General features: G+C 56.1%; 24 protein-coding genes and 1 pseudogene. 16 read left to right on the top strand and 9 right to left on the bottom strand.

The features are described from left to right. Positions 1-2: 2 nt before the first annotated feature. Both BJF95_RS06910 and BJF95_RS06905 read left to right on the top strand, forming a co-directional pair. Positions 3-488, top strand: coding sequence for a F0F1 ATP synthase subunit B (locus BJF95_RS06910; RefSeq protein ID WP_075638696.1), 486 nt, complete (start codon positions 3-5; stop codon positions 486-488). Between the two features lie 221 nt (positions 489-709). Next, positions 710-1,423: a DNA helicase gene (locus BJF95_RS06905; RefSeq protein ID WP_075638695.1), complete on the top strand. Its 714-nt coding sequence runs from the start codon at positions 710-712 to the stop codon at positions 1,421-1,423. Positions 1,424-1,564: 141 nt separating this feature from the next. Here the strand turns inward: BJF95_RS06905 and BJF95_RS06900 are convergent, their stop codons facing one another. After that, positions 1,565-2,044 (bottom strand): Lrp/AsnC family transcriptional regulator, encoded by a 480-nt coding sequence (locus tag BJF95_RS06900; RefSeq protein WP_075638694.1) that lies wholly within the window; start codon positions 2,042-2,044, stop codon positions 1,565-1,567. 139 nt (positions 2,045-2,183) lie between these two features. On the opposite strand from BJF95_RS06900, the gene BJF95_RS06895 reads away from it, so the two are divergent. After that, positions 2,184-3,197, top strand: a complete 1,014-nt coding sequence (locus BJF95_RS06895) for a 1-aminocyclopropane-1-carboxylate deaminase (RefSeq protein ID WP_075638693.1) — start codon at positions 2,184-2,186, stop codon at positions 3,195-3,197. 106 nt (positions 3,198-3,303) lie between these two features. On the opposite strand, the gene BJF95_RS06890 is transcribed toward BJF95_RS06895, so the two are convergent. Next, positions 3,304-3,957, bottom strand: a complete 654-nt coding sequence (locus BJF95_RS06890) for a ribonuclease HII (protein ID WP_175577216.1) — start codon at positions 3,955-3,957, stop codon at positions 3,304-3,306. A 305-nt stretch (positions 3,958-4,262) separates the two neighbouring features. After that, positions 4,263-5,420 carry a PA0069 family radical SAM protein gene (locus tag BJF95_RS06885; protein ID WP_075638691.1) on the bottom strand — a complete coding sequence of 386 codons (1,158 nt, stop codon included), beginning with the start codon at positions 5,418-5,420 and terminating at the stop codon, positions 4,263-4,265. A gap of 187 nt (positions 5,421-5,607) precedes the next feature. Here BJF95_RS06885 and BJF95_RS06880 point away from each other — a divergent pair, with 187 nt between their 5' ends. Beyond that, entirely contained in the window at positions 5,608-6,135 is a 528-nt protein-coding gene (locus tag BJF95_RS06880; RefSeq protein WP_075638912.1) for a glycosyltransferase family protein, read from the top strand. Between the two features lie 35 nt (positions 6,136-6,170). On the opposite strand, the gene moaB is transcribed toward BJF95_RS06880, so the two are convergent. The 4 genes and pseudogenes from moaB to BJF95_RS06860 all read right to left on the bottom strand — a co-directional run bounded on the left by moaB (position 6,171) and on the right by BJF95_RS06860 (position 10,982). Beyond that, positions 6,171-6,719 carry a molybdenum cofactor biosynthesis protein B gene (moaB, locus tag BJF95_RS06875; protein WP_075638690.1) on the bottom strand — a complete coding sequence of 183 codons (549 nt, stop codon included), beginning with the start codon at positions 6,717-6,719 and terminating at the stop codon, positions 6,171-6,173. 1 nt (position 6,720) lies between these two features. Beyond that, a complete protein-coding gene (locus BJF95_RS06870) occupies positions 6,721-7,602 on the bottom strand; it encodes a 4-(cytidine 5'-diphospho)-2-C-methyl-D-erythritol kinase (protein ID WP_075638689.1) in 882 nt (293 codons plus the stop codon). 187 nt (positions 7,603-7,789) lie between these two features. Next, positions 7,790-9,760: pseudogene (locus BJF95_RS06865) on the bottom strand (tetratricopeptide repeat protein); the annotation flags it as partial. A gap of 205 nt (positions 9,761-9,965) precedes the next feature. Further along, on the bottom strand, positions 9,966-10,982 hold the full coding sequence (locus tag BJF95_RS06860; protein ID WP_075638911.1) for a polyprenyl synthetase family protein: 1,017 nt from the start codon (positions 10,980-10,982) through the stop codon (positions 9,966-9,968). 190 nt (positions 10,983-11,172) lie between these two features. On the opposite strand from BJF95_RS06860, the gene BJF95_RS06855 reads away from it, so the two are divergent. The 11 genes from BJF95_RS06855 (at position 11,173) to BJF95_RS06805 (ending at position 21,652) form a co-directional block, all read left to right on the top strand. After that, positions 11,173-11,403, top strand: a complete 231-nt coding sequence (locus tag BJF95_RS06855) for a putative signal transducing protein (RefSeq protein WP_075638688.1) — start codon at positions 11,173-11,175, stop codon at positions 11,401-11,403. Continuing rightward, positions 11,400-12,224, top strand: a complete 825-nt coding sequence (locus tag BJF95_RS06850) for a tRNA1(Val) (adenine(37)-N6)-methyltransferase (RefSeq protein ID WP_245297250.1) — start codon at positions 11,400-11,402, stop codon at positions 12,222-12,224. The genes BJF95_RS06855 and BJF95_RS06850 overlap by 4 nt, the downstream gene beginning before the upstream one ends. A gap of 87 nt (positions 12,225-12,311) precedes the next feature. Then, complete coding sequence (locus BJF95_RS06845; RefSeq protein WP_075638687.1) at positions 12,312-13,175, top strand: S49 family peptidase; 864 nt, start codon at positions 12,312-12,314, stop codon at positions 13,173-13,175. A gap of 15 nt (positions 13,176-13,190) precedes the next feature. Beyond that, complete coding sequence (locus BJF95_RS06840; protein WP_075638686.1) at positions 13,191-13,379, top strand: hypothetical protein; 189 nt, start codon at positions 13,191-13,193, stop codon at positions 13,377-13,379. A 237-nt stretch (positions 13,380-13,616) separates the two neighbouring features. Then, positions 13,617-14,795, top strand: a complete 1,179-nt coding sequence (locus tag BJF95_RS06835) for a PAS domain-containing sensor histidine kinase (protein ID WP_245297249.1) — start codon at positions 13,617-13,619, stop codon at positions 14,793-14,795. A gap of 250 nt (positions 14,796-15,045) precedes the next feature. Next, complete coding sequence (locus tag BJF95_RS06830) at positions 15,046-15,978, top strand: glycine--tRNA ligase subunit alpha (RefSeq protein ID WP_075638685.1); 933 nt, start codon at positions 15,046-15,048, stop codon at positions 15,976-15,978. A 23-nt stretch (positions 15,979-16,001) separates the two neighbouring features. Further along, entirely contained in the window at positions 16,002-16,697 is a 696-nt protein-coding gene (locus tag BJF95_RS06825; protein ID WP_075638684.1) for a DUF4328 domain-containing protein, read from the top strand. A 72-nt stretch (positions 16,698-16,769) separates the two neighbouring features. Further along, positions 16,770-18,041, top strand: a complete 1,272-nt coding sequence (locus tag BJF95_RS06820) for a 3-phosphoshikimate 1-carboxyvinyltransferase (RefSeq protein ID WP_075638908.1) — start codon at positions 16,770-16,772, stop codon at positions 18,039-18,041. Positions 18,042-18,099: 58 nt separating this feature from the next. Continuing rightward, entirely contained in the window at positions 18,100-18,483 is a 384-nt protein-coding gene (locus BJF95_RS06815) for a TM2 domain-containing protein (protein ID WP_245297248.1), read from the top strand. A gap of 118 nt (positions 18,484-18,601) precedes the next feature. Next, entirely contained in the window at positions 18,602-20,959 is a 2,358-nt protein-coding gene (gene glyS, locus BJF95_RS06810) for a glycine--tRNA ligase subunit beta (protein WP_075638682.1), read from the top strand. 189 nt (positions 20,960-21,148) lie between these two features. After that, positions 21,149-21,652 carry a 2-thiouracil desulfurase family protein gene (locus BJF95_RS06805; RefSeq protein ID WP_075638681.1) on the top strand — a complete coding sequence of 168 codons (504 nt, stop codon included), beginning with the start codon at positions 21,149-21,151 and terminating at the stop codon, positions 21,650-21,652. A gap of 212 nt (positions 21,653-21,864) precedes the next feature. On the opposite strand, the gene BJF95_RS06800 is transcribed toward BJF95_RS06805, so the two are convergent. Both BJF95_RS06800 and purD read right to left on the bottom strand, forming a co-directional pair. Then, a complete protein-coding gene (locus BJF95_RS06800) occupies positions 21,865-22,296 on the bottom strand; it encodes a plant virulence effector HPE1-like domain-containing protein (RefSeq protein ID WP_075638680.1) in 432 nt (143 codons plus the stop codon). A 94-nt stretch (positions 22,297-22,390) separates the two neighbouring features. Then, on the bottom strand, positions 22,391-23,671 hold the full coding sequence (gene purD, locus BJF95_RS06795) for a phosphoribosylamine--glycine ligase (protein ID WP_075638679.1): 1,281 nt from the start codon (positions 23,669-23,671) through the stop codon (positions 22,391-22,393). A 258-nt stretch (positions 23,672-23,929) separates the two neighbouring features. Between purD and BJF95_RS06790 the strand changes: the two genes are divergently transcribed. After that, on the top strand, positions 23,930-26,242 hold the full coding sequence (locus BJF95_RS06790; RefSeq protein ID WP_075638678.1) for a Tex family protein: 2,313 nt from the start codon (positions 23,930-23,932) through the stop codon (positions 26,240-26,242). Positions 26,243-26,344: the final 102 nt, after the last annotated feature.

The following is a 26,344-nucleotide window of genomic DNA, read 5'->3' as shown; positions in this document are numbered from 1 at the left end:
AGATGGAATATGATGCAACTTTCTTTGCCTTCGTTGGTCTGGTGATTTTTCTCGCGCTCGTTGCCTATCTCAAGGTGCCGGGCATGATGGCAAAGTCGCTGGATGAGCGGGCAGAAAATATCCGCGAAGAACTGGCAGAAGCCAAGCGTCTTCGTGAAGAAGCTCAAGCTCTTTTGGCTGACTATCAGAAGAAGAGCAAAGAGGCTGAAGCCGAAGCCGCCGCTATTGTTGCCGTGGCACAGCGCGAAGCTGCTGCATTGGCAGCGGATGCCAAGATCAAGACCGAAGAATTCGTTGCCCGTCGCAACGCAATTTCTGAGCAGAAAATCAAGCAAGCCGAGACCGATGCAGTCAACGCTGTTCGCGCCGCTGCCGTCGATTTGGCAACAGCTGCAGCACAAACCGTGCTGGCAAAGCAAAGCGATGCTGAACTTCAGGCCCGTTTGTTCCAAGCTGGCATCAGCGACGTCAAGACGCGCTTGAACTAATATTCACAACGATGAATAAAAAAAGCCGGGTCCAGCCCGGCTTTTTTGTGCTTGCTGCGACTCATCGGCTCGATTAATTTCCAACGCATAGGCTTGACCCGCGCCTCCTCCCTCCATTCGGGGAAGTATGACACATATGGGGTATTTCATCCTTGTCGAACCGTCTGTTCGAGCATCGCATCAGGAGGGGTTGCGTTTTTCGCTCGCAATAGAGGTTTAGGATGAAACTTTCGGCCCCCATTTTCCAACTTAAACGACGTGCGAAGCTGATGGCGCGTCATAACAATATTGCTTTGCATGACGCGCTCGATCAAATCGCACGCGCGGAGGGTTTTACTCAATGGAGCTTGCTGTCGTCTCACATAGCGGCAAGGCCTTTGTCGGCGACCATACTGGCCCGATTGGATGATGGCGACTTGCTGTTGATGGCTGGTCGCCCCGGCCATGGCAAGACCAAGCTCGGCCTGCAACTTCTGCTCGACGCCGTGCGAGATGACAGGAGAGCGGTGTTTTTCACGCTAGACTTTACGGAGCAGCAGGCGAGACGGCACATACAGTCGCTGATTATCGATCATGATATTGAAGGTGACAGAGTGGAAATTGTAACATCCGATGAGATCAGTGCGGATTATATCATGCGCTATCTTTCGGACGCAAAGCGTGGAACGGTCGCAGTGATAGACTATCTTCAGATTCTCGACCAACAGCGCAGCAAGCCTTGCGTAGCGGAACAGGTTCAGGCGTTGTCGGCGTTCGCTCAGACACGTGGTGTGGCGATTGGCTTCATCTCGCAGATTGATCGGTCATTTGATTCTGATAGCAAACGCTTGCCCGATATCGGCGATGTTCGGCTGCCCAATCTGGTCGATCTAGGCTTGTTCGCAAAAGCGTGCTTTTTGCACAATGGCGAGGCCCAGTTCCAAAACGTTGTTTAATTGACGGGACGGCCCTACAGCGCCGTGCCCATATATGGCGCACGGCGCTGTAACACTTTTAATATGCTGCATAATTCCCTCAATTGATTCCGATTTAAGGAATTATGCCTTAGCGCTGCAGTCGCGGCGATGGTGGTTGATTTAAAACTCCAATGGTCGGTTGTCGACCACTTCTTTCATCACAAAAAAGGTGCGTGTTTGGCGCACACCGGGCAGGGCTATCAATTGGCTGCCGTGAATGCGGTTGAAATCGGCCATGTCGCGGACGCGAATTTTTAGAAAATAGTCGAAATCACCCGCGACAAGATGGCAGTCGAGCACAAAGCTTAATTTCGCAGCGGCAGCTTCGAAATCTGCGAAGCTTTCAGGTGTTGAGCGATCAAGCACAACGCCGACCATCACCAGCGCGCCACGGTCGACTTTGGTGGGAGCGACCATGGCGCGGACCCCACTGAGATAACCGTCTCTGAACAGGCGCTGTGTGCGGCGGTGGCAGGTGGCCGCACTGATGGAGACTTGTTCTGCCAACTCAGTGTTGCTCAGGCGGCCATTTTTTTGCAGCCGCCGCATGATCTTGAGATCAATACGGTCCAGCGGTTCGAGTGTGGAAGAATCGTTCATAAGTTATATCCAAATCGGACGATTAATTATTAAAATCGAAAGTTGATGGTTTATCCTAGATAATAGGCAGTCAAAATTAGAAAGCACCTTTCATTGAAAAAAGTCTAGCGTTTGGTATCTTCAAACGAAAGGATGTCCGATGCTTGACGCTTTTGAACGCTATCCCCTCACGTTCGGTCCAACGCATATTGAAAAGCTGGAAAGACTGAGTGCGCATCTTGGTGGCAAAGTGCAGCTCTATGCCAAACGCGACGACTGCAATTCGGGTCTGGCGTTTGGTGGCAATAAATTGCGCAAGCTGGAATACATCATTCCAGACGCTATCGCCTCGGGTGCCGATACGCTGGTCTCCATTGGCGGCGTGCAATCCAACCACACCCGAATGATTGCCGCCGTGGCTGCCAAGATCGGTTTCAAGTGCCGATTGGTGCAGGAAGCCTGGGTTCCGCATGAAGATGCTGTGTATGACCGCGTCGGCAATATCATGCTGTCGCGCATTATGGGCGCCGATGTGCGTCTGGTTGACGACGGTTTTGACATTGGCATTCGCAAGAGTTGGGAAGATGCCATTGAAGAGGTGAAAGCCAATGGCGGCAAGCCCTATGCCATCCCGGCCGGAGCATCGGTGCATCCCTATGGCGGGCTGGGTTATGTCGGATTTGCGGAAGAGGTGCGGGCGCAAGAAGAAGAGCTGGGCTTCAAGTTTGACTATATCGTGGTTTGCACCGTCACAGGATCGACCCACGCCGGCATGACGGTGGGCTTCGCCAAGGATGGTCGTGCGAACCGGGTGATTGGCATTGATGCGTCGTTTACGCCGCAACAGACGAGAGAGCAGGTTCTTGCGATTGCCAAACGAACTGCGGATCTGGTGAAGCTGGGACGGGAGATCACTTCCGGTGATGTGGTGTTGATCGAGGATTATGCCTATCCTGTTTACGGGGTTCCATCTGAAGAGACCAAAGATGCGATCCGTCTGGTCGGTCGCCTCGAAGGCATGATCACCGATCCGGTTTATGAGGGCAAATCAATGCAGGGCATGATTGATTTGGTCAAAAAAGGATATTTCCCGGAAGGATCAAAAGTCTTGTATGCGCATCTCGGCGGCGCACCGGCGCTGAATGGTTATGGCTACGCGTTTCGCAATGGCTAGACCATAAGCCGGGCTCGGTTCCCTGCGCAATGATGGGATAGAAAGAGAAATCGCCGCGCGTTTGAGAATCGCACGGCGATAGGTGTCATTTGTCTGTAGCGTCGGGCTATTCCTGGCGCAGAGGACGAAAGCTCATGCGATGGAGGATGCAGGGGCCATTGTCGCTGATGGCCTGGATATGGGCCTTGGTGCCATAGCCAGCATGGGCGTCGAAACCATAGGCCGGATAGATTTTCGCGGCTCGTTCCATCATGCGGTCGCGCATGACTTTCGCAATAATGGATGCGGCAGCGATGGAAAGGGAGCGCGCATCGCCTTCGATCACGGCAGAGCCACCGCAGATCAATCCCGGAGGCACATCACGGCCGTCACACAATACATGGGCGGGAGCGAGCGTCAGGCCTGCCACGGCACGGCGCATGGCATCCAGACTGGCTTTGCGGATGTCGCGCCGGTCAATGTGATTGGGACCCGATGAGGCGATGGATACGGTCGCTGTCGCTAGAATTTCCTCATACAATGCTTCGCGACGACGGGCGCTGAGCTTTTTCGAATCATTCAGGCCCACCGGGATGGCATTGCAATCAAGAATGACGGCGGCTGCAACTACGGGGCCTGCAAGCGGCCCGCGACCGGCCTCGTCCGTACCGGCAACAGGCCAAAGACCGCGCTTTTGCGCCAGTGTCTCCAGCGAAAAATCTGGCCCAGATTCAGGCACAATAAAAAAATCAGGATGATCAGGCGAGATGTGTTTTGGCATGCGCAAGACCTCGCATATCGACCCTTATCCCGCAAGTCTGTTATCCGGTAAGTCTGCCGTTGTCGTGCGTTGCGCGCATCATACTTGCAGGACGGCATGAGCCTATCTTGGGAATGTTACGATATAAGGACGTCGTGGCATCCCGCCTGTTGGGAAAGAGTGCAGGGCAGGGGAACCTTTGCAACACAATCACCAACAGGGCAGGAGCAGACCGGTTTGCAGCGGCGGATGCACCGGTCCTTTCAAGAGGCTGCCTTATGCGGCGAGGCGGCCCCGTGAAGTTTGAAATAGAAACAGGCAAAAGCCTACAGCAGCGAAAGCTGCACGCCATTGCCGTGCGGCGGCACAAACAGATCGTCACGCAATTGCATGCTGCGTCGTCCCAGGCCAAGGCGCTTGGTGGCCATCTCGAACCGGCGGTTGATCTGCCAGGCGTAGGGGCCTGTGCCTTTCATGCGCCGGCTGAAATCCGCATCATAATCCTTGCCATCGCGCATGGAGCGCACCAGTGACATCACATGACGGTAGCGATCTGGATAATGCTGAAGCAACCAATCGCGAAACAGCGGACTGACCTCCAGCGGCAGGCGCAGCAGGATATAGCTGGCCTCGGTAGCACCTGCTGCTTGGGCCGCGTCCAAAATCCGTTCCAGTTCATGGTCATTGAGTGCTGGGATCAAGGGCGAGACGAGAACGCTGGTGGGAATACCTGCCTCTCTCAAACCCCGGATTGCCTCCAACCGTTTGGTTGGCGTGGCCGCCCGTGGCTCCATTGTTCGCGCCAGTTTGCGATCCAGTGTTGTGACGGACAAGCTCACCTTGGCCAGTCCCTTTTCGGCCATTGGTGCCAGAATATCGATGTCACGCAGCACCAGCGCGGATTTGGTGATGATGGCAACAGGGTGGTTGGCCTCCATCAACACTTCCAGCAATTGCCGCATGATCCGCCATTCTTTTTCAATCGGCTGATAGGGATCCGTATTGGTGCCAATGGCAAGCGTGCGCGGCTTGTAACCGGGCTTGGACAGTTCGCGGGCCAGAAGTTTTGGCGCATCGGGTTTGGCAAACAGCTTTGCTTCAAAATCCAGCCCGGCGGAGAGGCCCATATAGCTGTGCGTTGGCCGCGCATAGCAATAGATGCAGCCATGTTCGCAGCCACGATAGGGATTGACCGAGCGATCAAACGGAAGGTCCGGTGAATCATTGCGGCTAATGACGGTTTTTGGGCGCTCGACCTGCGTTTCGGTTCGGAAGGGTGCCAGATCTTCCAGATTGTTCCAGCCGTCGTCAACGCTTTCGCGCTCCAGCCGCTCAAAGCGTCCCGTCGGGTTCATGCTCGCGCCGCGGCCACGCCTGCGTTCACCATCAACCCGAAGGCCAGAGGCGGCCATCAGTGCATCGGCAATATCTGCCGTATTGGCAGGCTGAAAGGCAGCCTGCCTGACATCAGACAAAACGGTCATTGTGAACTCCTGACAGGCCAAGCGGCCTTTTCATGTATCAAGAGATTTAGCGTGAAAATGAGAACAATGCAAGAACAAAAATCACGTGCGCTCTTGTGCGGCGTGGTGCTGGCGTATTCAATGAAATTTGAACATCAGCATGTGGTGCGTGCTGGAAAACTTGGGTGCAATGCGATATGACCTGTCAATGTTAACAGTTATCATTGAATGTTTCGATCAGGAAAGCGAATTGGCGCAGACCTTGTCGGCCCTTGTTGCGGGAGCCGTCGAAGGAATTGTGTCTGATGTCGTGGTGCTCGATAACGGCTCTCACGATGGCATTTCCAAAATAGCCGATGCCGCTGGCTGCCGCTATCACACCACGTGGGATCTGCGCGACGTGCTGACTGCCGCCCGTGGGGAGTGGTTGCTGCTGGTTGAGCCGGGAGCGAGGCCAAGCCAGGGCTGGATTGATGAAATTGCCGAATATGTCTCTTTAAACAGCACGCCTGCGCGGTTTTCACCGTCGCGCGCTCATCGGCAATCATTCTTGAAGAGAGTGGCCCGAAGACCACCGCTGCTTGAGCGCGGATTTCTGTTGCCAAAGGCGCAAGCGCTGGCGATTGCCAAAAATGGCATGAAGCTGACAGATCTCGTAGCGGGTCTGAAAGGCCAGGCTCTGTCCAGCGAGATGGTGCCCGCATGGGCGGCGAGACCGGCGCGCCCACGGGCTTAAAGCTTGGCATATGTTGGATTAAGAAGCGCTGCGCTCTATCCGTTTTTGCGGCGCAAGTGTTCATCAAGCCGTGGCATGATTTCCACGAAGTTGCAGGGCTTGTGACGATAATCCAGCTGGTATTGCAAAATACCATCCCATGCATCTTTGCAGGCTCCGGGCGAACCCGGCAGCACAAAAATGAAGGTGTTGTTGGCAAGGCCTGCGGTTGCGCGCGACTGGATGGTGGATGTGCCGATTTTATCGAAGGAAATGCGATGGAAAACCGCTGAAAAGCCATCCATGCGTTTTTGAAAGAGGGGTTCCAGCGCATCCGGGGTCACGTCGCGGCCCGTGAAGCCGGTGCCTCCGGTGGTGATCACCACATCGACGCTGTCTGCCAGCGTCCACGCCCGCACCTGATTGACAATCCGATCGGCATCATCGGGAATGATCGCGCGGTCGATCAGCGTATGACCCGCAGCTTTAATGCGGCCTTCCAGCACGTCACCTGAGCGGTCATCGGCCAGCGAGCGGCTGTCCGACACGGTGAGAACGGCAATGCCGAGGGCAATAAATTCTCGTGAATCATTCAGTTCTGACATGTCACACCTCTGAAACCGAATTGGCGGCTTGGAAATACCAGTCAGGTTTGATGGCCTGAAGGGTCTTTACTGCCTTTTCCGCCTTTTCGAGGGTTTGGTAAAGACCAAAACATGTTGCACCCGAGCCGGACATGCGCGTTAGCTCTGCACCCGTGTCAGAAATAAGCTGGGTGAGGGTGGCAATCTCCGGGCAGAGTTGGCGCGCCACGGGTTCAAGATCGTTGCGCATGTCGGAAATAGCCTTTAACCAATCGCTCTGGTTTGAGGTAAGCGGAAGCATGCCAATGGCCGGATAATCACGCCGGGTCAGGGCCTTGAAGATCGATGGGGTGGAAACCGTCTTCAGCGGATTACCCAGTATGATGCCAAAGCGCGGCAGTGTTGGCAGCGGCAAAACCGCATCGCCAATGCCGGTGGCGCGAAGCGGTCTGCTGTGCAGGCACATGGGCACATCTGCGCCAAGCCTCAGGGCAATGGCCTGCAGATCACAGGCATTGAGATCCACATGCCAAAGTTTTATCAGCGCGCGGAGTGTGGCCGCTGCATCGGCCGAGCCGCCGCCGATGCCTGAGGCAATGGGTAGGTTTTTCTCAAGGTGGATGGCCACGGGACGCGTGGAAATGCCCTTTGTCGCCAGCGTTTGGCGAAGACCATCGCGGGCCTTGAGCACAAGGTTGTTGGGCAGCGCCTCGGCTTCCAGCAGATGTGAAAAGGGACCAGAGAGCGATAATGCATCCTGATCCGCCTCGCGCACCGTAATCACATCGCCTCGGTCTGCAAATGTCACCAGAGTGTCGAGAAGATGATAGCCATCTTCTCGACGTCCGGTCACATGCAGCGCAAGATTAATCTTGGCGGGTGCGTTTTCACGATATTCACGCATAAGGCATCACCGATTGGCTCGAATCTGTCAGGTTCAGATTGAACCAGACAGAATCTCGATTCCTTTGTTTGAGTTTGTCTGATCAGAAAAACCGGATTCCACTTTTCCTTGACAAACTCTATGTGCCTTAGGATTTTTTCTCAGGTTCAACCGGCGCTGGTTTGGGGGCCTCAGCCGGTGCGGGCTTTTCCTCAGTTGGCTTGACGTCCTGTGGCTTTACGTCTGCCGGTTTCTCGGCAGGGCTTGCCTTCGGCTCGGGTGTCGCAGGTTGGGTCTTTTCAGGCTCGGTTTCTGAGGGCTTTGTTGGCTCTGCCGAAGGTTTTGTCTCGGGTTCAGGTGCTGCCTCTGGCGCAACGTTCGGCTTGGCTTCCGCCGTTGTCGGGCCGGGTGGCAGGTCTGGCAAGCCGTTTTCCAGCTTTTTTTGAATGGTTTCAGTCAGGTTCAATTCCGGATCGGCCTTAAACGCCAGCGCCTGACGCCACTGGAATGTGGCTTCCAGTTTGCGGCCAACGCGCCAATAGGCATCGCCCAGATGGTCGTTGATGGTGGCATCACCCGCCTTGAGCTGCACCGCCCGCTCCAGTTCGGTCACGGCCTCATCAAAGCGTCCGAGACGGAAGTAAGCCCAGCCGAGCGAATCGACGATATAGCCATCATCGGGTTTCAGCTCGACGGCCTTTTTGATCATCTCAAGGCCTTCTTGCAGGTTGGTATTGCGGTCAACCCATGAATAGCCAAGATAGTTGAGAACCTGCGCCTGATTGGGGTTGAGTTCCAGCGCCTTTTTGAAGTTTGGCTCTGCCTTGTCCCATTCTTTCAAACGCTCATAGGCAATGCCGCGCTGGAAAAACACTGGCCATTGGTTTTTGTCTGGCTTTGGCCCCAGAACCTCGACCGCCTTGTCATAATTGGCGGCCATTTCTTTATAGTCTTTGGAATCCGACAGCACACTGCCATAGGCCAGATAGCTACGAATATCCGAAGGATCAGAGGCAATCAGCGACTTCAAATGGGCCTTGGCCTCATCCACCTTGCCGGTTTCGGCCAATGCAATGCCCAGCTGCATTTCAGAGATGCGCAGCATCGGCGAATCGGCAGGCACCTGCTTGTAAAGCGCAATGGCCTGATCGGTCTGCTTGTTGCCTTCCGCAATGCTGCCCAGCATGATCAGCATGTCAGCGCTTTTCGGAGCCAGCGCCCGCGACAGCTGCAGATAGAGCGCAACCGTGTCCTGTGCACCCTGACGGTTCAGCGCGCCACCCAGCGAAAACAGAACGGAGGCGGCACCTTCTTGCACATTGGTCACCAAAGGTGCTGGCACATTGCCCTTTTCAATGGCTTCGCGCATCGCCTTGAAGGGCGCGTAATTGTTGATCAAGGCTTCGCCGGCGGCAATGGTATCCAGCGCCTTTTGCTTGTTGCCATCCTTGGCTTCCAGCGTGGCAAGGGCAATAACGGCGCGCAAGAATGTGTCTGGCGCTGTGGAGCCACCCTCGCGGTCGGTGACGACGGAGGTGAGATAGGTGCGGGCTTTCTGGGTGTCACCCACCATCGCGGCCATGACGCCTGCGTTATAGTTTTTGAAGATGCCGTACCAGCTTGGGCCTTTCAGCTTGTCCAGATCAGCCATGGCCTGTTTGGGGCGGCCAGCGCCGGCTTTGGCCCATGCCTGAAGCAGCGAATTGGTCAAACGGTCCAGATCGTTGGGGCCTTTATAATCCAGAATCTTTTCGGCCGACTTATATTTGCCGTCCTTGATGTCGTTCAAGGCGCGGGCAACGGTGGTGATACGCTCAACCGCTTTGTCTTTGCGCAGCTCATAGGCATATTTCACGCCCTCATCAAAGCGGCCAGCCATGAACAGCGACAGCATCAGGCTCTCGCGAATTTCCAGATCGGCCGGTTGAAAGCGCAACGCTTTTTCATAGAGCGGCACGGCATTGTCAAAATCCCGATCAGAATTCGCGGTGCGTGCGGCCAGGTACGCCCCCGAGAAGGTGTCGATACTGTCCAGATCCAAAGGCGCGGAAGCAGGTTTGGCCACGTCCTCGGTTTTGGCATCAGCAACGACAGGTCTCAGGAAAAGGGCACCACTGAGTGAGGCCAAGAGCAGGAGCGCCGTGCCGGTCGTGAAGCGTTTGGCAAACATCTGCCGCATGAAAAAGCCTTTCAACCATGATCACCGGTCTCATCGGGCCGGATCGGGAAATCTTGTATTCAGGCAAAGTCTCAAAAGGCCATCCCTAAGGATAGCTTTCAAGAAGCGACGCCTGACCTTCTGATGTCGGAGCCATGCTCCAGAGTCACGAATGCACGTGATGGAGAAAGCATGGCTTTTTTGAGTAAGCAGCTCGAAAAATGGCTCAACTGACACGCTCAATGCAAAAATCGATCACATCCATGAGAGCGTCTTTCCAGGGGCTGTCCGGCACAGGGGCCAGCGCATCACGCGCCACATCGCCATAATGAATGGCGCGGGCAACGGTGTCTGAAAGGCCATTGTATTTGGTAATCAAGCCCATGGCTTTTTCGAGATTGGCATCGCTGCTGTTGCCACCTTCAATCGCGTCGCGCCAGAATGCACGTTCCGCCTCATTGCCACGCCGATACGACAGGATAATCGGCAGAGTAATCTTGCCCTCGCGAAAATCATCGCCGGTGTTTTTGCCAAGCTCCGCCGCCTTGCCGCCGTAATCCAGCGCGTCATCGACCAGCTGAAAGGCAAGGCCAAGGTTCATGCCATAGGATTTCAGCGCATTGCGGGTTGCGCGGTCGGTGCCTGCCACAATTGGCCCCACTTCGGCGGCTGCCGCAAACAGAGCTGCCGTCTTGGCGCGAATGACGGCTTGATAATCGTCCTCGGTGGTTTCCATGTTTTTGGCAACAGAGAGCTGCAACACTTCGCCCTCGGCAATCACGGAAGCCGCCGTGGACAAAACATCCAGCGCGTCCAGCGAGCCAACGTCCACCATCATGCGAAAGGCCTGACCGAGCAGAAAATCACCCACCAGCACGCTGGCCTGATTGCCCCAGATCATTCTGGCTGTGGATTTGCCGCGTCTGAGGTCGCTTTCATCCACCACATCGTCATGCAAAAGGGTTGCGGTGTGCAGAAACTCCACGCTGGTGGCCAGCTTGATGTGATGTTCACCTTCATAGCCAAACATGGCGGCAGAGGCCAATGTCAGCATGGGGCGCAAGCGCTTGCCGCCAGAGGAAATCAGGTGGTTGGCCACCTCGGGAATCATTTCAACGTCCGAACCAGCCTTGGACAGAATCAGTTGGTTGACCCGCTCCATGCTGCTTCTGGTCAAATCCACCAGAGGCGTCACCGAGGCCTGTTTGTTTTTCTTGTCACCAAGCGGTATCACTGCACCCAAGGTATCGGACTCCTGTTTACCCCACATTGCCATGACCATAGTTTAACCCCAATGGCCAGATGAAACTACGTTTCATTCAGCCTTTGGATAAAAAAGGTTTCATCGCGTCTGGTTTAGCATAAAAAGCCTGTGGCGGCGGGGCAAGAGCGGAATTACCGTATCCCGCAGATTTGATAGGACTTATCAGCGCATGCAGGAAATAATTCGCACCAATGACCCCGTTTTGCTCTCCTTTGCCCAAAGCCTGATGAAAGATGCTGGCATACAATGCCTGATTGCCGATCAATCGATGAGCATTCTGGAAGGATCGCTCGGACTTTTGCCGCGTCGCTTTCTGGTGGTGGCTGATCAGGAGGCGAAAGCACGGCGTATTTTGATCGATGCCGGTCTGGAGCATGAATTGCGAAAAGGTGATGTGTGACGGACACAAAGACCGGATTGGGTGAGGTGCCGTGCGAAATACCACGCGAAACGGTGGATGCGTTTCATCGAGGCGGGTTTCATCTGGTACAGCCCAAGGGACGCGGCCATCGCGCTGGCATGGATGCCATGCTGCTGGCATCGATGATTGACGATGATCGTCCGATTCGTGTTGTCGATCTCGGAGCGGGAGCCGGTGGTGCGGGCCTTGCCGTGGCATCGCGCCTGCCGCAAGCGCATGTGACCTTGGTGGAACGCTCCTCTGAGATGTTGGCTTATGCCAAAAAAACACTGGCGCTGGCCGAGAATGGCCATCTCTCTGAGCGCGTCAGCCTGATCGCCGCCGATGTCACCCTGACCGGCAAGGCGCGCCATGCGGCGGGCTTGCTCGATAATGCCTTTGACCATGTGATCATGAACCCGCCCTTCAATGATGGTCGCGACCGGCCAACGCCGGACAGCCTGAAAGCCGAGGCCCATGCCATGCAGGGTGATTTGTTCGAGGATTGGCTGCGCACGGCGGGTGCCATTGTGCGGCCCGGTGGGCAATTGTCGCTGATTGCCCGTCCGCAATCGATTGGTGAAATTATTGCCGCCTGCGGCAAACGCTTGGGCGGCATTGAAATCACCTTGATTCACCCGCGTGAAGGGGAGAGCGCCATTCGGCTGCTGCTCACGGCCATCAAAGGTTCCAAGGCAAGGCTTGCGTTTCGCAGCCCGCTGTTCATGCATGGGGCGGATAGCCACGCCTTTTTGCCGCAGGTGGATGACCTCAGCAATGGCCGTTTGGGCTATGCGCGCATCAAGAACAAAGTCAGTTGAGTTTGGCAAAATGAACCGTGCTTATTGCGTTTGGCCTGCAATCTCTTACATGAACTTGCAATGATGATTGCAAAAAGGTCTTAGGATATGGCGGGTTTGTTGAAGCGATTGATTCCGAAGAAATTTCGCAAAGCTGAACTCGTTATTCCCGTGGTGCAATTGCACGGTGCCATCATGAGCGGCGGCAGCCGGTTTCGGCCCGCGCTCAATCTGGCAAGTGTCGGGCCTTTGCTGGAAAAGGCGTTCAAGCTCAAGGATAGCCCGGCGGTGGCGCTGACCATCAATTCTCCCGGTGGCTCGCCGGTGCAATCACGCATGATTTACCAGCGCATTCGCACGCTGGCCGAAGAGCATAACAAGACCGTTCTGGTGTTCGTCGAGGATGTCGCAGCCTCAGGCGGTTATATGATTGCCATTGCCGGTGACGAGATCATTGCCGATCCAACCTCGATTGTTGGCTCGATTGGTGTGGTGTCTGGCGGCTTTGGTTTTCCTGAGCTGTTGAAGAAGATCGGCGTGGAGCGGCGCGTGTACACAGCCGGTGAAAACAAGGTGATGCTGGATCCGTTCCAGCCGGAAAAAGCCAGCGATATCGAATATTTGAAGACCCTTCAGCTCGATATCCATGATGTTTTCATCAGCATGGTCAAAGAGCGTCGCGGCATTCGTCTGGTTGATGATGCTGAGGTGTTTTCCGGCTTGTTCTGGACCGGCCGCAAGAGCTTTGAGCTGGGCTTGATTGACGGTCTTGGTGGCTTGCGCGAAACCATCAAGGCGCGCTATGGCAAGAGTGCCAAGCTCGAATTGATCTCTGCCCAGCGCGGTTTGTTTGGCAAGGCCCGGCCCGGTATTTCCTCCTTTGCCAATGCTGATCATTTGGCAGCGGCTGCCGCTTCCGGGCTTGCGGAAACCATGGAAGACAGGGCATTGTGGGCGCGTTTCGGACTGTGAAAGCAAACAACTGACATGACGCGCATTGTGTTCTTCCTGCTCCTGATCGGAGTTGTTTATTGGTACTATCGCCGATTTACCCAAGATGCTGAAAAGCTGGCGCGCCGGACGCGCCAAAAAGAGCGCGAGCGCGAAACGGGTGCCATTGCGACACTGGTGAAAGATCCCAAGACCGGCGAATACCGCATCAAGGATGACGATTAGGATCGGGCGTGTTACCCGGTTCGGTGCGAGGATTTTAGCACAATCTGTCTCGAATTGAGACGGCATTGTCTTGCGTGAACTGAAAAAATTAAGGGTTTCCAAGAGGTCTGATCAACAAGCTCTTTGAAAAGCGCTTGATTTTGAGTAGGTTTTTCCCATTGTCATTTTGCCAACCTCGATGGTCCGGGGTGTGTGGCCAATTGAAACAGGTCCAGACACAAGAGGAAGCGAGGGGCTTTGGCTTTTCCAGAGATGAAACAGGCTTGGCCACACGCCCCCAAGCGGGTCAGCACGGATGATTTTTTAGCCGTGGGTGGAGAGACGGCAGAGGCTATCCGGGCCTATGATTGGTCTGCGACTTCCCTTGGCCCGATTGAGGCATGGTCTGTTTCGCTCAAAACCACCATGCGCATGGTGTTGTCGTCCAAACAGCCCATGTGTTTCTGGTGGGGCCCGGATCTGCTCAAATTCTATAATGATGCCTATATCCCTATTCTCGGTTTGCGCAAGGCCAAGGCCTTGGGGCGTCCGTTTCGGGAGGTCTGGGCTGACGTTTGGGATGATGTGTTGCCCTTTGTGCGCAGCGCTCTTTCGGGGCAGGCGACATGGATGGAAGACCTGCCGCTGGTCATGACCCGCAACGGCTATGAAGAGCAGACGTACTGGACCTTTTCCTACAGTCCTCTTTATGGCGATAACGGTGCGATTGAGGGCCTTTTGAATATTGTGACAGAAACGACAAAGGCTGTGGCTGGCCGTGAGGCTTTGCAAGCCAGCTATAAAGAGGTGCAGGAGCATCTGGCGCGCCAGGAGGCGCATGACCGGGAGCTGCGCTTGCTCAATGCCGAGCTGGCCCATCGGATGAAAAACACGCTGGGCATGGTGCAATCCATCGTCAGTCAGTCCATTCGCAGTGCCGAATCGCTGGAAGATGCGGCTTCTGTTGTTTTGGCGCGTATTCACGCTTTGTCGAAGGCGCAGGATTTGCTCACAGGCATCAGCATTGCCGCCGCCGAGCTGTCCATCATTGCCGAAAATGCCATTGATCCGCATCGCATGGATGCGGATCGCTTTCGGTTCAGCGGGCCAAATTTGCTGATTTCGGCCCGTCAGGCGTTGGGGCTGTCTCTGGCGCTGCATGAGCTGGCCACCAATGCCACGAAATACGGGGCTTTGTCGGTACCGGAAGGTTGTGTGTCGATCCAGTGGCATTTGGAAGATGATCATCAGTTTAGCCTGCGCTGGATTGAAACCGGCGGCCCCTTGGTGCGCGCGCCAACGCGCCGGGGTTTTGGCTCGAAATTGACCGAGCGGGCCGTGGCGGACCTGTTTCACGGCACAGCAGAGATCGTGTTTGATCCCACGGGCGTGGTGTTTTCGCTGCAAGGTCGGCTGGATCAATCAACCGATCTGTGATGCTTAAAGCGCTCCACATTTTATTGGATTGGGCAGAGCCGCACTTTATCCTTTTTTGGCATGTCCATTATCAATCAACTGATTCCAGTGGAACCCGACATGCTATAGATGACGCGCAAGCCTTGACCGGAATGGCGCGTCGTGGCAGGTCAGGGTTCAAGATTGACAGAGACCCGTGCGGCGACAACCGACAGGCATGGGGTTCGTAAAAGTGATGCAGGTTCCAATGACGAATTCACCCGCCCCCCATATGGACCCGAAGCGCTCCTTTCAGGCGCTGATTTTGACGTTGCACAATTACTGGGCCGATAAGGGCTGCGCCGTGTTGCAGCCCTATGATATGGAAGTGGGGGCCGGCACGTTTCACCCGGCAACAACGCTGCGCGCCCTTGGCCCCAAGCCATGGAAGGCCGCCTATGTGCAGCCCTCGCGCCGCCCGTCGGATGGCCGCTATGGAGAAAACCCCAACCGTTTGCAGCACTATTACCAATATCAGGTGATTCTGAAGCCAAACCCCTCCAACCTGCAAGAGCTCTATCTTGGATCATTGAAGGCCATTGGCCTTGATCCGCTGCTGCATGACGTGCGCTTTGTCGAAGACGACTGGGAAAGCCCAACGCTGGGGGCCTGGGGTCTGGGCTGGGAATGCTGGTGCGATGGCATGGAAGTGTCGCAGTTCACCTATTTTCAGGCTGTTTGCGGCATTGATTGCTCGCCGGTTGCGGGCGAATTGACCTATGGTCTGGAGCGCCTGGCCATGTATGTGCAGGGTGTGGACAATGTTTACGATCTGAACTTCAACGGTCGCGAAGGCGAAGAGAAGATTTCCTACGGCGATGTCTTCCTGCAGGCCGAACAGGAATATTCCCGTCATAATTTCGAATTTGCCAACACCGAAATGCTACTGCGCCATTTTACCGACGCAGAAAAAGAATGCCAGGCACTGCTTGCCGCCGGAGCGCCCGGCGAGAATGACAATCAGCGCCTGCATAAATGCGTGTTTCCGGCCTATGACCAGTGCATCAAGGCCAGCCACGTTTTCAACCTTCTGGATGCGCGTGGCGTGATCTCGGTCACCGAACGCCAGAGCTACATCCTGCGGGTGCGCACGCTTGCCAAGGCGTGTGGCGAGGCCTTTTTGCTGACAGATGCCGGTGGTGCGAATTTGGTTGCGGCCGCGTGATGGCATCAAGGTGAGGGCGGCCCATGCAGCTTGATACCCTCCTGACACAGCTCAGATGGTTACGGCTGAGTTGGCTGGTTGCTGCCGTGATCACCGGTGGGCTTTATATGCTGCTGGTGCCATTCTATCTCTATACCGCCTGGGTGCAGTATGTGGTGGTGGCCACGGGGGCTGCCGCCTATACGGGCGTCAATGGTTGGCTGGTGCAGATCATGGCGGCTTGGGCCGGGCCGATGGATAGCGGCATTGTGGTGTTTCAGGTGCTGGGGCTGGTGTTCTGGTTTGGCTGGCTGTGGCTGTCTTGCCGCTTTGTAGCACTCTTGGCCCCCGGTGAAAAAATGCGTTTTGGTGGCTTTTCCATGACGATTTTATGGTTCGCACCGGTACTGAATATGCTGCTTGTGCCGCTTGGGTTGATGGAGCTTGCCCATGCGACCACCAAGGATCCGCAAGCGCTGCCCGATGCCGAGCCAGAGCGTGATATTCCTGTTCTGGCATGGAGCATTGGCATTCTCAATCTGTTGGGTGATGGTTTGTTCTTTTATCTCGCCCAGACCTCGTCAGAGTCTTATGAAAACCCGGTTTACGGCCAGAACCTGATGCATATCGCAGCCGCAAGCGGCATTGTCACACTGCTGTTGCTGCTGGCGATGGATGCTTATATCCGTCGGATTGCGGAGGCGCAGGAAATCCGTGCCGCCCGGCTGCACCTGAACTAAACATGCTGTGCGCATTGCTCTTGCGCAACTCATAAACGACCTGACCAAATGCCTGACCGGATGGATTTTTGCATGACCCAAAACCTGCTTCGTGAAGACAAGCTGACCATTCTTCCCATCACCCATGCGTTGAAGGGGCACGTCAGCCCGCCCGGCTCCAAATCCATCACCAATCGAGCACTGCTTTTGGCGGGTCTGGCCAAGGGCACCAGCAAGCTCACCGGCGCGTTGAAAAGCGACGACACCCGCTATATGGCGGAAGCCCTGCGCGCCATGGGCGTGACTGTGGATGAGCCGGATGCCACCACCTTTGTTGTGACCAGTTCTGGTCAGTGGCAGGAGCCAAAAGAGCCGCTGTTTCTGGGCAATGCTGGCACGGCCACCCGCTTTCTGACGGCTGCCGTGGCACTGGCCAAGGGCCGCTTTACCGTTGATGGCGATGAGCATATGCGCAAACGCCCGATCCTGCCTTTGGTCGAAGCCCTGCAATCGCTTGGCGTTGCCGTTGCCGCTCCCAGCGGCTGTCCGCCGGTTGCAATTGATGCCCATGGGGCGTTCAAGAAAAACCGGGTGGTGATTGATGCGGGCCTTTCCAGCCAATATGTCTCGGCGCTGTTGATGGCAGGCGCTTGTGCGGGCGAAGCCTTTGAGATCGAACTGGCCGGAACCGACATTGGTGCAAAGGGCTATATTGATCTGACCCTGTCTGCCATGCGCGCCTTTGGCGCAAAAATTGACCAGCCCTCAAGCGCTGTCTGGCGCGTGGCCCCCACGGGCTACACCGCAACCGATTTCCATATCGAGCCGGACGCATCGGCTGCCACCTATCTCTGGGGTGCGGAAGTGCTGAGTGGCGGCAAAATCGACATTGGCACACCGGCGGCCAGTTTCACCCAGCCCGACGCCAAAGCCTATGACGTGATCTCGGCCTTCCCCAACATGCCCGCCGTGATTGATGGCAGCCAGATGCAAGACGCCATCCCCACCATTGCGGTGCTGGCGGCGTTCAATCAAACCCCTGTGCGCTTTGTCGGCATCGCCAACCTGCGCGTCAAGGAATGCGACCGCATCCGCGCACTCTCAACCGGGCTGAACAACATCCGCGAAGGCTTGGCCTCGGAAGAAGGCGACGACCTGATTGTGGCGTCAGACCCAAGCCTGATTGGCCAAACCTTGCCCGCCAGCATCAACACCTTTGCCGATCACCGCATTGCCATGAGCTTTGCGCTGGCTGGCCTCAAAATCGGCGGCATCACCATTTTGGACCCAGCTTGCGTTGCCAAGACCTATCCAAGCTATTGGGACGCGCTGGCGACGTTGGGAGTTGAGTATCAAGTGGGCTGAGATATTCCGCTTTCATTTAAAGCAATATTCAACAACCTGTATGCAATGCAAACTTTGATTGCAGTCTTTAGAAACATCCAATAAATTCCCTCGCATAAACCCGGGGGTATTTATGGCTGTATCGACTGAACAACAAATTCTCATTGAACAACGTGTAACGAACGAAGCGAAATCTATTGGGGCAAGCTATTTGCTTTGGTTTTTTGTTGGGTATCTTGGCGGGCATCGATTTTATCTTGACCGAAAGGGTTCGGCAATTGTCATGCTGCTGTTGACCATTTTTGGCGTGATTTTGTCGGTTGTGGGCGTGGGCTTCATTTTGTTGGCCGTGGTTGGCATCTGGGCGCTGGTGGATGCGTTCCTCATTCCGGGCATGGTTGCCGAGCAAAAGAATAAAGTCCGCAACAATCTCTTGCAGCAAGCGATGCTGTCCGCAAATTGAAGGCGGTCAGTGCAAAATGCCATTCAAGGATGGCATTTTGCCGCCATTGCATGGATGACTTTTCCCTTCAGGCTTGCTAAGTCCGCATCACGATAAAGCCAACGGTAAAGTCAGTCCTATGCCCGATCTTCTGCTTGAACTCCGCTCCGAAGAAATTCCTGCTCGTATGCAGCGTAAGGCTGCGGGGGATTTGAAAAAGCTCGTCACCGATGCGCTGGTGGATGCAGGTCTGACCTATGAAGGTGCGCGGGAATATTGGACGCCGCGCCGTCTGACGCTGGATATTCGCGGGCTGACGGCCCGCTCTGCCGACGTGAAGGAAGAGAAGAAGGGGCCAAGCATTTCTGCGCCGGAAAAGGCCATTGAAGGCTTTTTGCGCGGCGCTGGGCTTTCGTCTCTCGATCAGGCCGTGGTCAAGAGTGATCCGAAAAAGGGTGATTTTTATGTCGCCTATATCGATAAGCCCGGCCGCAGCGCAGAAGAGATCATCACCGATGTGATGCCGGGCATTATCCGCAGCTTCCCATGGCCAAAATCCATGCGCTCCGGGGCTGCTTCCATGCCGAAAGGCTCCAGCTATGGCGGCATTGAGGGCAAGGGGTCGGAAAGCCTGCGCTGGGTGCGCCCGCTGCAATCCATCGTCTGCACCTTTGGCTCCGAGCATGATGAAGTGGCGGTGATTCCGTTTGAGATCGACGGCATCGTCGCCTCTAACATCACCTACGGCCACCGTTTTCATGCGCCAGAGGCCATTACCGTCAAGCGGTTTGATGATTATGCTGCAAGCCTTGCCAAGGCCAAGGTTGTGCTGGATGCCGAGCGCCGCAAGGATATTATCCTTCACGACGCCCGCGACATCGCTTTCGCCAACGGTTTGGAGCTGGTGGAAGACGAGGGCCTGCTGGAAGAAGTCTCCGGTCTGGTGGAATATCCGCAGGTGCTGCTCGGCACGTTTGAGGCGGATTATCTGTCAATTCCGGCTGAAATCATCCGCCTGACCATCAAGACCAACCAGAAGTGTTTTGTCTGTCGCCCTGTTGGTGAATCTGAGAAACTGTCCAACCACTTTATCCTGATCTCCAACATCGCCGCCCATGATGGTGGCAAGGAAATCATGCATGGCAATGGCAAGGTCGTGCGCGCCCGCCTGTCTGATGCGCTGCATTTCTGGAAGCGCGACCAGGGCAATCTGCCCGATCTGGAAACGCTGCAAGCCTCGGCTGCAAAGTTCAACCTCGATCTGAAAAAGCCGCTCGACCAGCGCATGGCCAAGCTGGATGCGCTGAACGTGACCTTCCACGCCAAGCTCGGCAGCCAAGGTGAACGCGTTGCCCGCATCCGCGCTCTCGCCAAGGTTTTGGCCCCGATCGTGGGTGCCGATGAAGCACTGGTGGACCGCGCCGTGGTGCTGGCCAAAGCCGATTTGCGCACCGAAGCTGTGGGCGAATTCCCTGAACTGCAAGGCCTGATGGGCCGCAAATATGCAACGCTGCAGGGCGAGCACGAAAGTGTCGCTGCTGCGATTGAGGATCACTACAAGCCGCAAGGCCCATCCGATCGCCTGCCATCTGACAAGGTGGCGATTACTGTGGCGCTGGCCGATAAGCTGGATACGCTGGTGGGCTTCTGGGCGATTGATGAAAAGCCGACGGGTTCGAAAGATCCGTTTGCTCTGCGCCGTGCGGCTCTAGGTGTGGTGCGTATTTTGCTGGAGAAGGGTGTACCGATCCAGCTTTCAAAGCTTATTCTGAGAAGCTATCGTGTTGCGCTTGTTGAGCGCATTCGTAAAGTGATGAATGCAAAGCTAGATTTGAGTACAGCAGAAATTGCCAGATCAAAGTTTGCACACTTGCTTAGCGCCGCGGGCGGCGAAGAGCGGATTGAGAAGATTCTCGCAGAGTATGCTCGTAAGGCCGAGAGTGTCGATCCAGCAGAAGATGATGAAGTTACAGTGCTCTCAGATCTCTTGTCCTTCTTCCACGACCGCCTGAAAGTCTACCTGCGCGACCAAGGTGCCCGTCACGACATCATCGATGCCGTGCTGACACCCGAGGCCGATGACCTCCTCATGGTCGCCCGCCGCGCCGAAGCTTTGACCGCCTTCATCACATCAGAGGATGGCAAGAACCTGCTGGCTGGCACCAAGCGCGCCACGCAGCTTCTGGCCGCTGAAGAAAAGAAGGGCACAGTTGTGGCCGATGGCGTGTCCGAGGCGCTGTTGAAGCTGGATGCCGAAAAGGCACTGTTTGCGGCTGTCACTGAGGCCATCAAGGCGGCCAGCGAGGCCGTAGCCAAGGAAGATTTCCGCTCTGCCATGCAGGCCCTGTCCACCTTGCGTGCGCCGGTGGACAAATTCTTTGAAGATGTGCTGGTCAATGACGAGGATGCCGCCATCCGTGCTAATCGTTTGGCGCTGTTGAAAGCCATTCGCGAAGCCACAGCCACGGTTGCGGATTTCTCCAAGATTGCAGGTTAAGCGCAGCGGCGAAACCCCTCCCCACAAGGGGGAGGGAGCAGGCCGAGAGGGTTGACCGATTGGTATGATCCCGTTGGTTTCGATGGAAAACATCGGGTAAGGCGGATCACAACAGCTCCCTCCGTCGTTTGAGGAGGGTGCTTGTTACATTCTGAATTGTAATGCCCGTTCAAACCAAGGCTGGGAACGATGGAGAAAATCCTGATCAGTGCCTGCCTGATGGGCCGCCCGGTGCGCTATGATGGCAAAGGCAAACCACTGAACCATCCCGCGATTGCGCGCTGGCGTGAGGAGGGGCGGTTGGTGGAGTTTTGCCCGGAACAGGCAGGCGGCATGCCCACGCCGCGTCCCGCCGCCGAAATCGAGCAGGGTGCAAGCGGCGACGACGTGTTGCAAGGTCGCGCTCGCGTGCTGGAAATTACCGGTGGCGATGTCACCGCAGCATTTGTGGCCGGCGGGCAAAAAGCGGTGGAAATTGCCCTGCAAAACCAATGTCGCTATGCGCTACTCATTGATGGCAGCCCATCCTGCGGCTCTGGTTTTATCTATGATGGCTCCTTTTCCGGCACCCGCCACCCCGCCTTCGGCGTCACGGCTGCCTTGTTGAAACGGGCGGGCATCGCGGTGTTTTCCGACCGTGCGGTGGATGCATTGGAGGCGGAAATACAGCACCGGATAAATCCGATGCTGTAGAAAACGAAGCCCTGAAGCATGGAAGCCGCCGGATTGGCATGCTCCCTTCACGCTTTGTGCTGTTGCAACCGTCAGGATGGCTGCTTTCCAATTTTAAATGCGACCGGACCTGATTAAAGCTCAACCACGCACGGAACGTGATACAACCACGCGACAGTTTGCATTGCTGTTCTCAATTCAGAAAAAGCTGACCTGTCACGGCCGTGCCATCACTATTTCAAACGCAGGGGTGTTTCAGGCAGCGCGGGCGGCTGATGGTTGACGGCGGCGGTTTCAGCGGCTTCGTCCACGCCATCGCTGGGCATGCCCGCCAATTGGCTGCCATTATCAAGCCATCCAGCCTGTTTGTTGATGAACACAACGGGCGATCCACCCAGCCATGCTTCAGTGCGCACCAGTTCGCGCTGTCCGTCAACAGTTCTGACGTCGATGTGCTGTGTACCTTGGGCCAGTTTCGGGGTCGCCCGCTTGAAGGAGCTGCCAGCGTCTGACAAGGGCGGGCACGTGCTGCAGCTCACCTTGACCACGCTGGGCGTGGTGTTGCCAGGCGTGGTGATAATTTGAATTGATGAGCCTCCAGCCAGAACCGGCTGGGCCAAACCCGAAGCCATCATGGCAAAGGCAGCGATGATGATAACACGCATGGCGACTCCCTTTTGTTAAGGAGCACATTAGCGCGCGTTTCTTACCTTTGGATCACGAATAAAGTTTCAATTTTATCGATCATGCCAATTTGGGTCACTTTTGCCCAGAATCTTCTCTCGAGATGGCACGCCAGCCAATATCCCGGCGGCAAAATCCATTGTTCCAAGCCACGGAATCCACCAGCGCATAGGCCTTTTTCTGGGCCTGTGCAACGGAAGGGGCGCAAGCAGTGGCATTCAGCACGCGTCCGCCCGTGGCAACCAGCGCGCCATCCTGAATGGCTGTGCCAGCATGAAACACCTTTGCATCCGCTGATGCTTGCGGAATGGCGGTGATCGGCGTGTTCTTGTCGTAAGCGGCGGGATAGCCTTGTGCTGCCAAAACCACGGTTAGCGCCGGGTCATTGTTCCACTCGGCCGAGACCTGATCCAGTGTGCCAGTGGCGCAGGCGTGCAGCAGCGGCAGAAGATCGCTTTTCAGGCGCATCACCAGCACTTGCGTTTCCGGATCGCCAAAGCGCACGTTGTATTCAATCAGCTCGGGGCCTTTGGCGGTGATCATCAGACCTGCGAAAAACACGCCGGAAAAGGGCATGCCCATCTCTGCCATGCCGCGCATGGTCGGCTCAATGATTTCCTTGAGCGTGCGCTCCACCATCTCGTGTGTCATCACGGGGGCAGGCGAGTAAGCGCCCATGCCACCGGTGTTGGGGCCGGTGTCGCCTTCGCCCACACGCTTGTGGTCTTGCGCAGTGGCGAGCGGCAAGAGCGTCTTGCCATCGCACAGGCAGAAGAAGCTGGCTTCCTCACCATCCAGATAGGCTTCCACCACCACTTCCGCACCAGCAGCACCAAATGCCCCTTCAAAGCAATCGTCGATGGCGGATAGCGCTTCATCCAGCGTCATGGCAACGGTCACGCCCTTGCCCGCCGCCAGACCATCGGCCTTGATGACAATGGGGGCACCTTGCTCACGCACATAGGCTTTGGCTTTTGGGGCATTGTTAAAGCGCTGGTAAGCGCCGGTGGGAATGTTAAACCGGGCGCAGACATCTTTGGTGAAGCCCTTGGAGCCTTCCAGCTGGGCGGCAGCTTTGGAGGGGCCAAACACATCAATACCGGCTTCGCGCAAGGAATCCGAGAGACCGGCCACCAGCGGCGCTTCGGGGCCAACCACCACGAAATCCACCGATTTGTCTTTGCAAAATGCAATCACGGCCGCATGATCATCAACATTGAGATCCACCAGTGTCGCATGATCGGCAATGCCGGGATTGCCGGGAGCGGCATAGAATGAGCCGAGCAGGGGGGATTGGGCAATTTTCCATGCCAAAGCGTGTTCACGACCACCTGAGCCAATCAGCAGAACATTCATTGTGCGCTCTCCGTCAAACATGATGCGCGGTTAAGGCGCAAGACGCAAAAGGTCAAGGAAAAACCCGGATTGCCGCATACTTCCTTGAACCAGAAGAGGTTCAAGGAAGTATGCGGCAAATCTTTAGTGCTACAGCGAACCTTTGTGCGCCTATGGCGCACGGCGCTGTAAATGGTTTCTTGTGGAGTGTAAACGCATTTCATTGCCTTCGCAGCCGCTCACGCTATGGTCTGCGCCAAATTGAAAGACGAGGTTCCTATGGCTGACGACATGAAATCCATTGCAACGATTATTGCGGGCGAGATCAATGCCCGGCCTGATCAGGTGATCTCTGCGGTGGATTTGCTCGATGGCGGAGCCACTGTTCCCTTCATCGCTCGCTACCGCAAAGAAGTCACTGGCGGGCTGGACGATACGCAATTGCGCAATCTCGCTGAGCGCCTGACCTATTTGCGCGAGCTTGGCACCCGCCGCAAAGCGATTTTTGATAGCATCACATCACAAAACAAGATGACTGATGAGCTGGCCGTCAAGATTGCCCGCACCACCACCAAGGCCGAGCTGGAAGATATTTATCTGCCCTTTAAACCCAAGCGCCGCACCCGCGCCGAGATTGCCCGCGAAAAAGGTCTGGAGCCATTGGCCAACGCCATTTGGGAAGACCGCACAAGCGATCCTGCCAAATTGGCCGAGTCTTATGTGAAGGGCGAAGTGGCAGATGTGAAAGCAGCGCTGGAAGGTGCCCGTGATATTGTGGCCGAAACCATGGCGGAAAACGCCGACCTTCTGAAAAGCCTGCGCAATTACCTGAAAGACAAGGCCGTTCTCTACTCCAAGGTGCAGGATGGCAAGCAGGCAGCAGGCGAAAAATTCGCCGATTATTTCGACCATTTCGAGCGTTGGGCCACCGTTCCCGGCCACCGCGCGCTGGCCATGCTGCGCGGCTGGAATGAAGAGATTTTGACGCTGACGATTGAGGCCGACAAGGACGATCCATCCTTGGTCAAGCCGACCCACCGGATGATAGCCTCCGCCTATCAGATTGGCCAGAAAGGCCCTGCCGATCAATGGCTGATGGAGGTGGCGGGCTGGACCTGGAGGGTGAAGCTTTCCATGTCGCTGTCTCTCGATTTGATGCGCGATCTGCGCGAGCGCGCCGAGGAAGAGGCCATTCACGTTTTTGCCCGCAATCTCAAGGATTTGCTGCTGGCAGCCCCTGCCGGTTCGCGCCCCACCATGGGGCTTGATCCGGGCATTCGCACCGGGGTGAAAGTGGCCGTTGTCGATGGCACCGGCAAGGTGTTGGAGACCACAACGGTCTATCCATTCCCGCCGAAAAACGACATTCGCGGAACACAAGCCGAGCTGGCAGGGTTGATCCGCAAGCATGGCGTTGATCTGATTTCGATCGGCAATGGCACTGGCAGCCGCGAGACCGAAAAGCTGGTGGCCGATATGCTGGCGCAAATGCCATCGACGGTTAAAAAACCTACGAAAGTCATTGTGTCTGAGGCCGGAGCTTCGGTCTATTCGGCATCTGAGCTGGCGGCCAAGGAATTCCCCAATCTGGATGTGTCTTTGCGCGGGGCGGTGTCGATTGCCCGTCGTTTGCAAGATCCGTTGGCGGAACTGGTGAAGATTGACCCGAAATCCATTGGCGTTGGCCAATACCAGCATGATGTCGATCAGGGTCGTTTGGGGCGCTCGCTGGATGCCGTGGTGGAAGATGCGGTGAATGCGGTGGGGGTTGATCTCAACACCGCGTCGGCTCCGCTTCTCGCCCGCGTTTCGGGGCTGGGTGGCTCGATTGCCGAGGCGATTGTCTCGCACCGCGACCAGACCGGGCCGTTTGCCAGCCGTAAGGAACTGTTGAAAGTGCCGCGTCTGGGCGCGCGCACCTTTGAGCAATGCGCGGGCTTTTTGCGCATTCCCGATGGCAAGGAGCCGCTGGATGCCTCGTCGGTGCACCCGGAAGCCTATGGCATTGCCAAGAAAATCGTGGCTGCCTGCGGGCGTGATCTGCGCACGCTGATGGGCGATAGCGCTACGCTGAAAGGTCTGGACCCACGCCAGTTCGTGGATGAGCAATTTGGTCTGCCAACCGTGAAGGATATTTTGACGGAACTGGAAAAGCCGGGCCGCGACCCGCGCCCGAGTTTCAAAACGGCCACCTTTGCCGAGGGCGTTGAGGAAATCACCGATCTGAAGCCCGGCATGTTGTTGGAAGGCACCGTCACCAATGTGGCGGCCTTTGGCGCTTTTGTCGATATTGGCGTGCATCAGGATGGCCTCGTGCATGTGTCGCAATTGGCCGACAAATTCGTCAAAGACCCGCATGAGGTGGTGAAAGCGGGTGATGTGGTCAAGGTTCGCGTGGTCGAAGTGGATGTGAAGCGCAAGCGCATTGCGTTGACCATGCGCAAAGACGGCGGTGAAGCCCCACCGCCATCCGCCCGCGACAATCGCGGCCCGGCGGTGATGCGCAATGCCAACCCGAAACCGGCCCGCGATGAAAAGCCAGCCATGGGTGGCTTGGGTGCGGCTTTGGCAGAAGCCATGCGTAAAAAATAAGCCGCGAGGCTCTCGCACAGGATATTTTGCACCCTGTGCGAGAGCCTCTTCAAAAATATGTGACTAAAACGTGCTTGCCTTGAAGGCCAGAGAGAATAGGTT

The organism is Rhizobium oryziradicis, from assembly GCF_001939045.1.
GTDB lineage: Bacteria > Pseudomonadota > Alphaproteobacteria > Rhizobiales > Rhizobiaceae > Allorhizobium > Allorhizobium oryziradicis.
Note: the sequence above shows the minus strand (reverse complement) of the source record. Positions and strands in the feature narration are given on the sequence as shown.

Excerpts from the sequence above, each read along its gene's own strand:
- BJF95_RS06880 (WP_075638912.1), top strand. The coding sequence starts at position 5,608 with ATGTTAACAGTTATCATTGAATGTTTCGATCAGGAAAGCGAATTGGCG.
- BJF95_RS06910 (WP_075638696.1), top strand. The coding sequence starts at position 3 with ATGGAATATGATGCAACTTTCTTTGCCTTCGTTGGTCTGGTGATTTTT.
- BJF95_RS06890 (WP_175577216.1), bottom strand. The coding sequence starts at position 3,957 with ATGCCAAAACACATCTCGCCTGATCATCCTGATTTTTTTATTGTGCCT.
- BJF95_RS06800 (WP_075638680.1), bottom strand. The coding sequence starts at position 22,296 with ATGCGTGTTATCATCATCGCTGCCTTTGCCATGATGGCTTCGGGTTTG.
- purD (WP_075638679.1), bottom strand. The coding sequence starts at position 23,671 with ATGAATGTTCTGCTGATTGGCTCAGGTGGTCGTGAACACGCTTTGGCA.
- BJF95_RS06790 (WP_075638678.1), top strand. The coding sequence starts at position 23,930 with ATGGCTGACGACATGAAATCCATTGCAACGATTATTGCGGGCGAGATC.
- BJF95_RS06855 (WP_075638688.1), top strand. The coding sequence starts at position 11,173 with ATGCAGGAAATAATTCGCACCAATGACCCCGTTTTGCTCTCCTTTGCC.
- BJF95_RS06840 (WP_075638686.1), top strand. The coding sequence starts at position 13,191 with ATGACGCGCATTGTGTTCTTCCTGCTCCTGATCGGAGTTGTTTATTGG.
- BJF95_RS06805 (WP_075638681.1), top strand. The coding sequence starts at position 21,149 with ATGGAGAAAATCCTGATCAGTGCCTGCCTGATGGGCCGCCCGGTGCGC.
- BJF95_RS06895 (WP_075638693.1), top strand. The coding sequence starts at position 2,184 with ATGCTTGACGCTTTTGAACGCTATCCCCTCACGTTCGGTCCAACGCAT.
- BJF95_RS06825 (WP_075638684.1), top strand. The coding sequence starts at position 16,002 with ATGCAGCTTGATACCCTCCTGACACAGCTCAGATGGTTACGGCTGAGT.
- BJF95_RS06820 (WP_075638908.1), top strand. The coding sequence starts at position 16,770 with ATGACCCAAAACCTGCTTCGTGAAGACAAGCTGACCATTCTTCCCATC.
- BJF95_RS06900 (WP_075638694.1), bottom strand. The coding sequence starts at position 2,044 with ATGAACGATTCTTCCACACTCGAACCGCTGGACCGTATTGATCTCAAG.
- BJF95_RS06905 (WP_075638695.1), top strand. The coding sequence starts at position 710 with ATGAAACTTTCGGCCCCCATTTTCCAACTTAAACGACGTGCGAAGCTG.
- BJF95_RS06845 (WP_075638687.1), top strand. The coding sequence starts at position 12,312 with ATGGCGGGTTTGTTGAAGCGATTGATTCCGAAGAAATTTCGCAAAGCT.
- glyS (WP_075638682.1), top strand. The coding sequence starts at position 18,602 with ATGCCCGATCTTCTGCTTGAACTCCGCTCCGAAGAAATTCCTGCTCGT.
- BJF95_RS06870 (WP_075638689.1), bottom strand. The coding sequence starts at position 7,602 with ATGCGTGAATATCGTGAAAACGCACCCGCCAAGATTAATCTTGCGCTG.
- BJF95_RS06830 (WP_075638685.1), top strand. The coding sequence starts at position 15,046 with ATGGACCCGAAGCGCTCCTTTCAGGCGCTGATTTTGACGTTGCACAAT.
- BJF95_RS06885 (WP_075638691.1), bottom strand. The coding sequence starts at position 5,420 with ATGACCGTTTTGTCTGATGTCAGGCAGGCTGCCTTTCAGCCTGCCAAT.
- moaB (WP_075638690.1), bottom strand. The coding sequence starts at position 6,719 with ATGTCAGAACTGAATGATTCACGAGAATTTATTGCCCTCGGCATTGCC.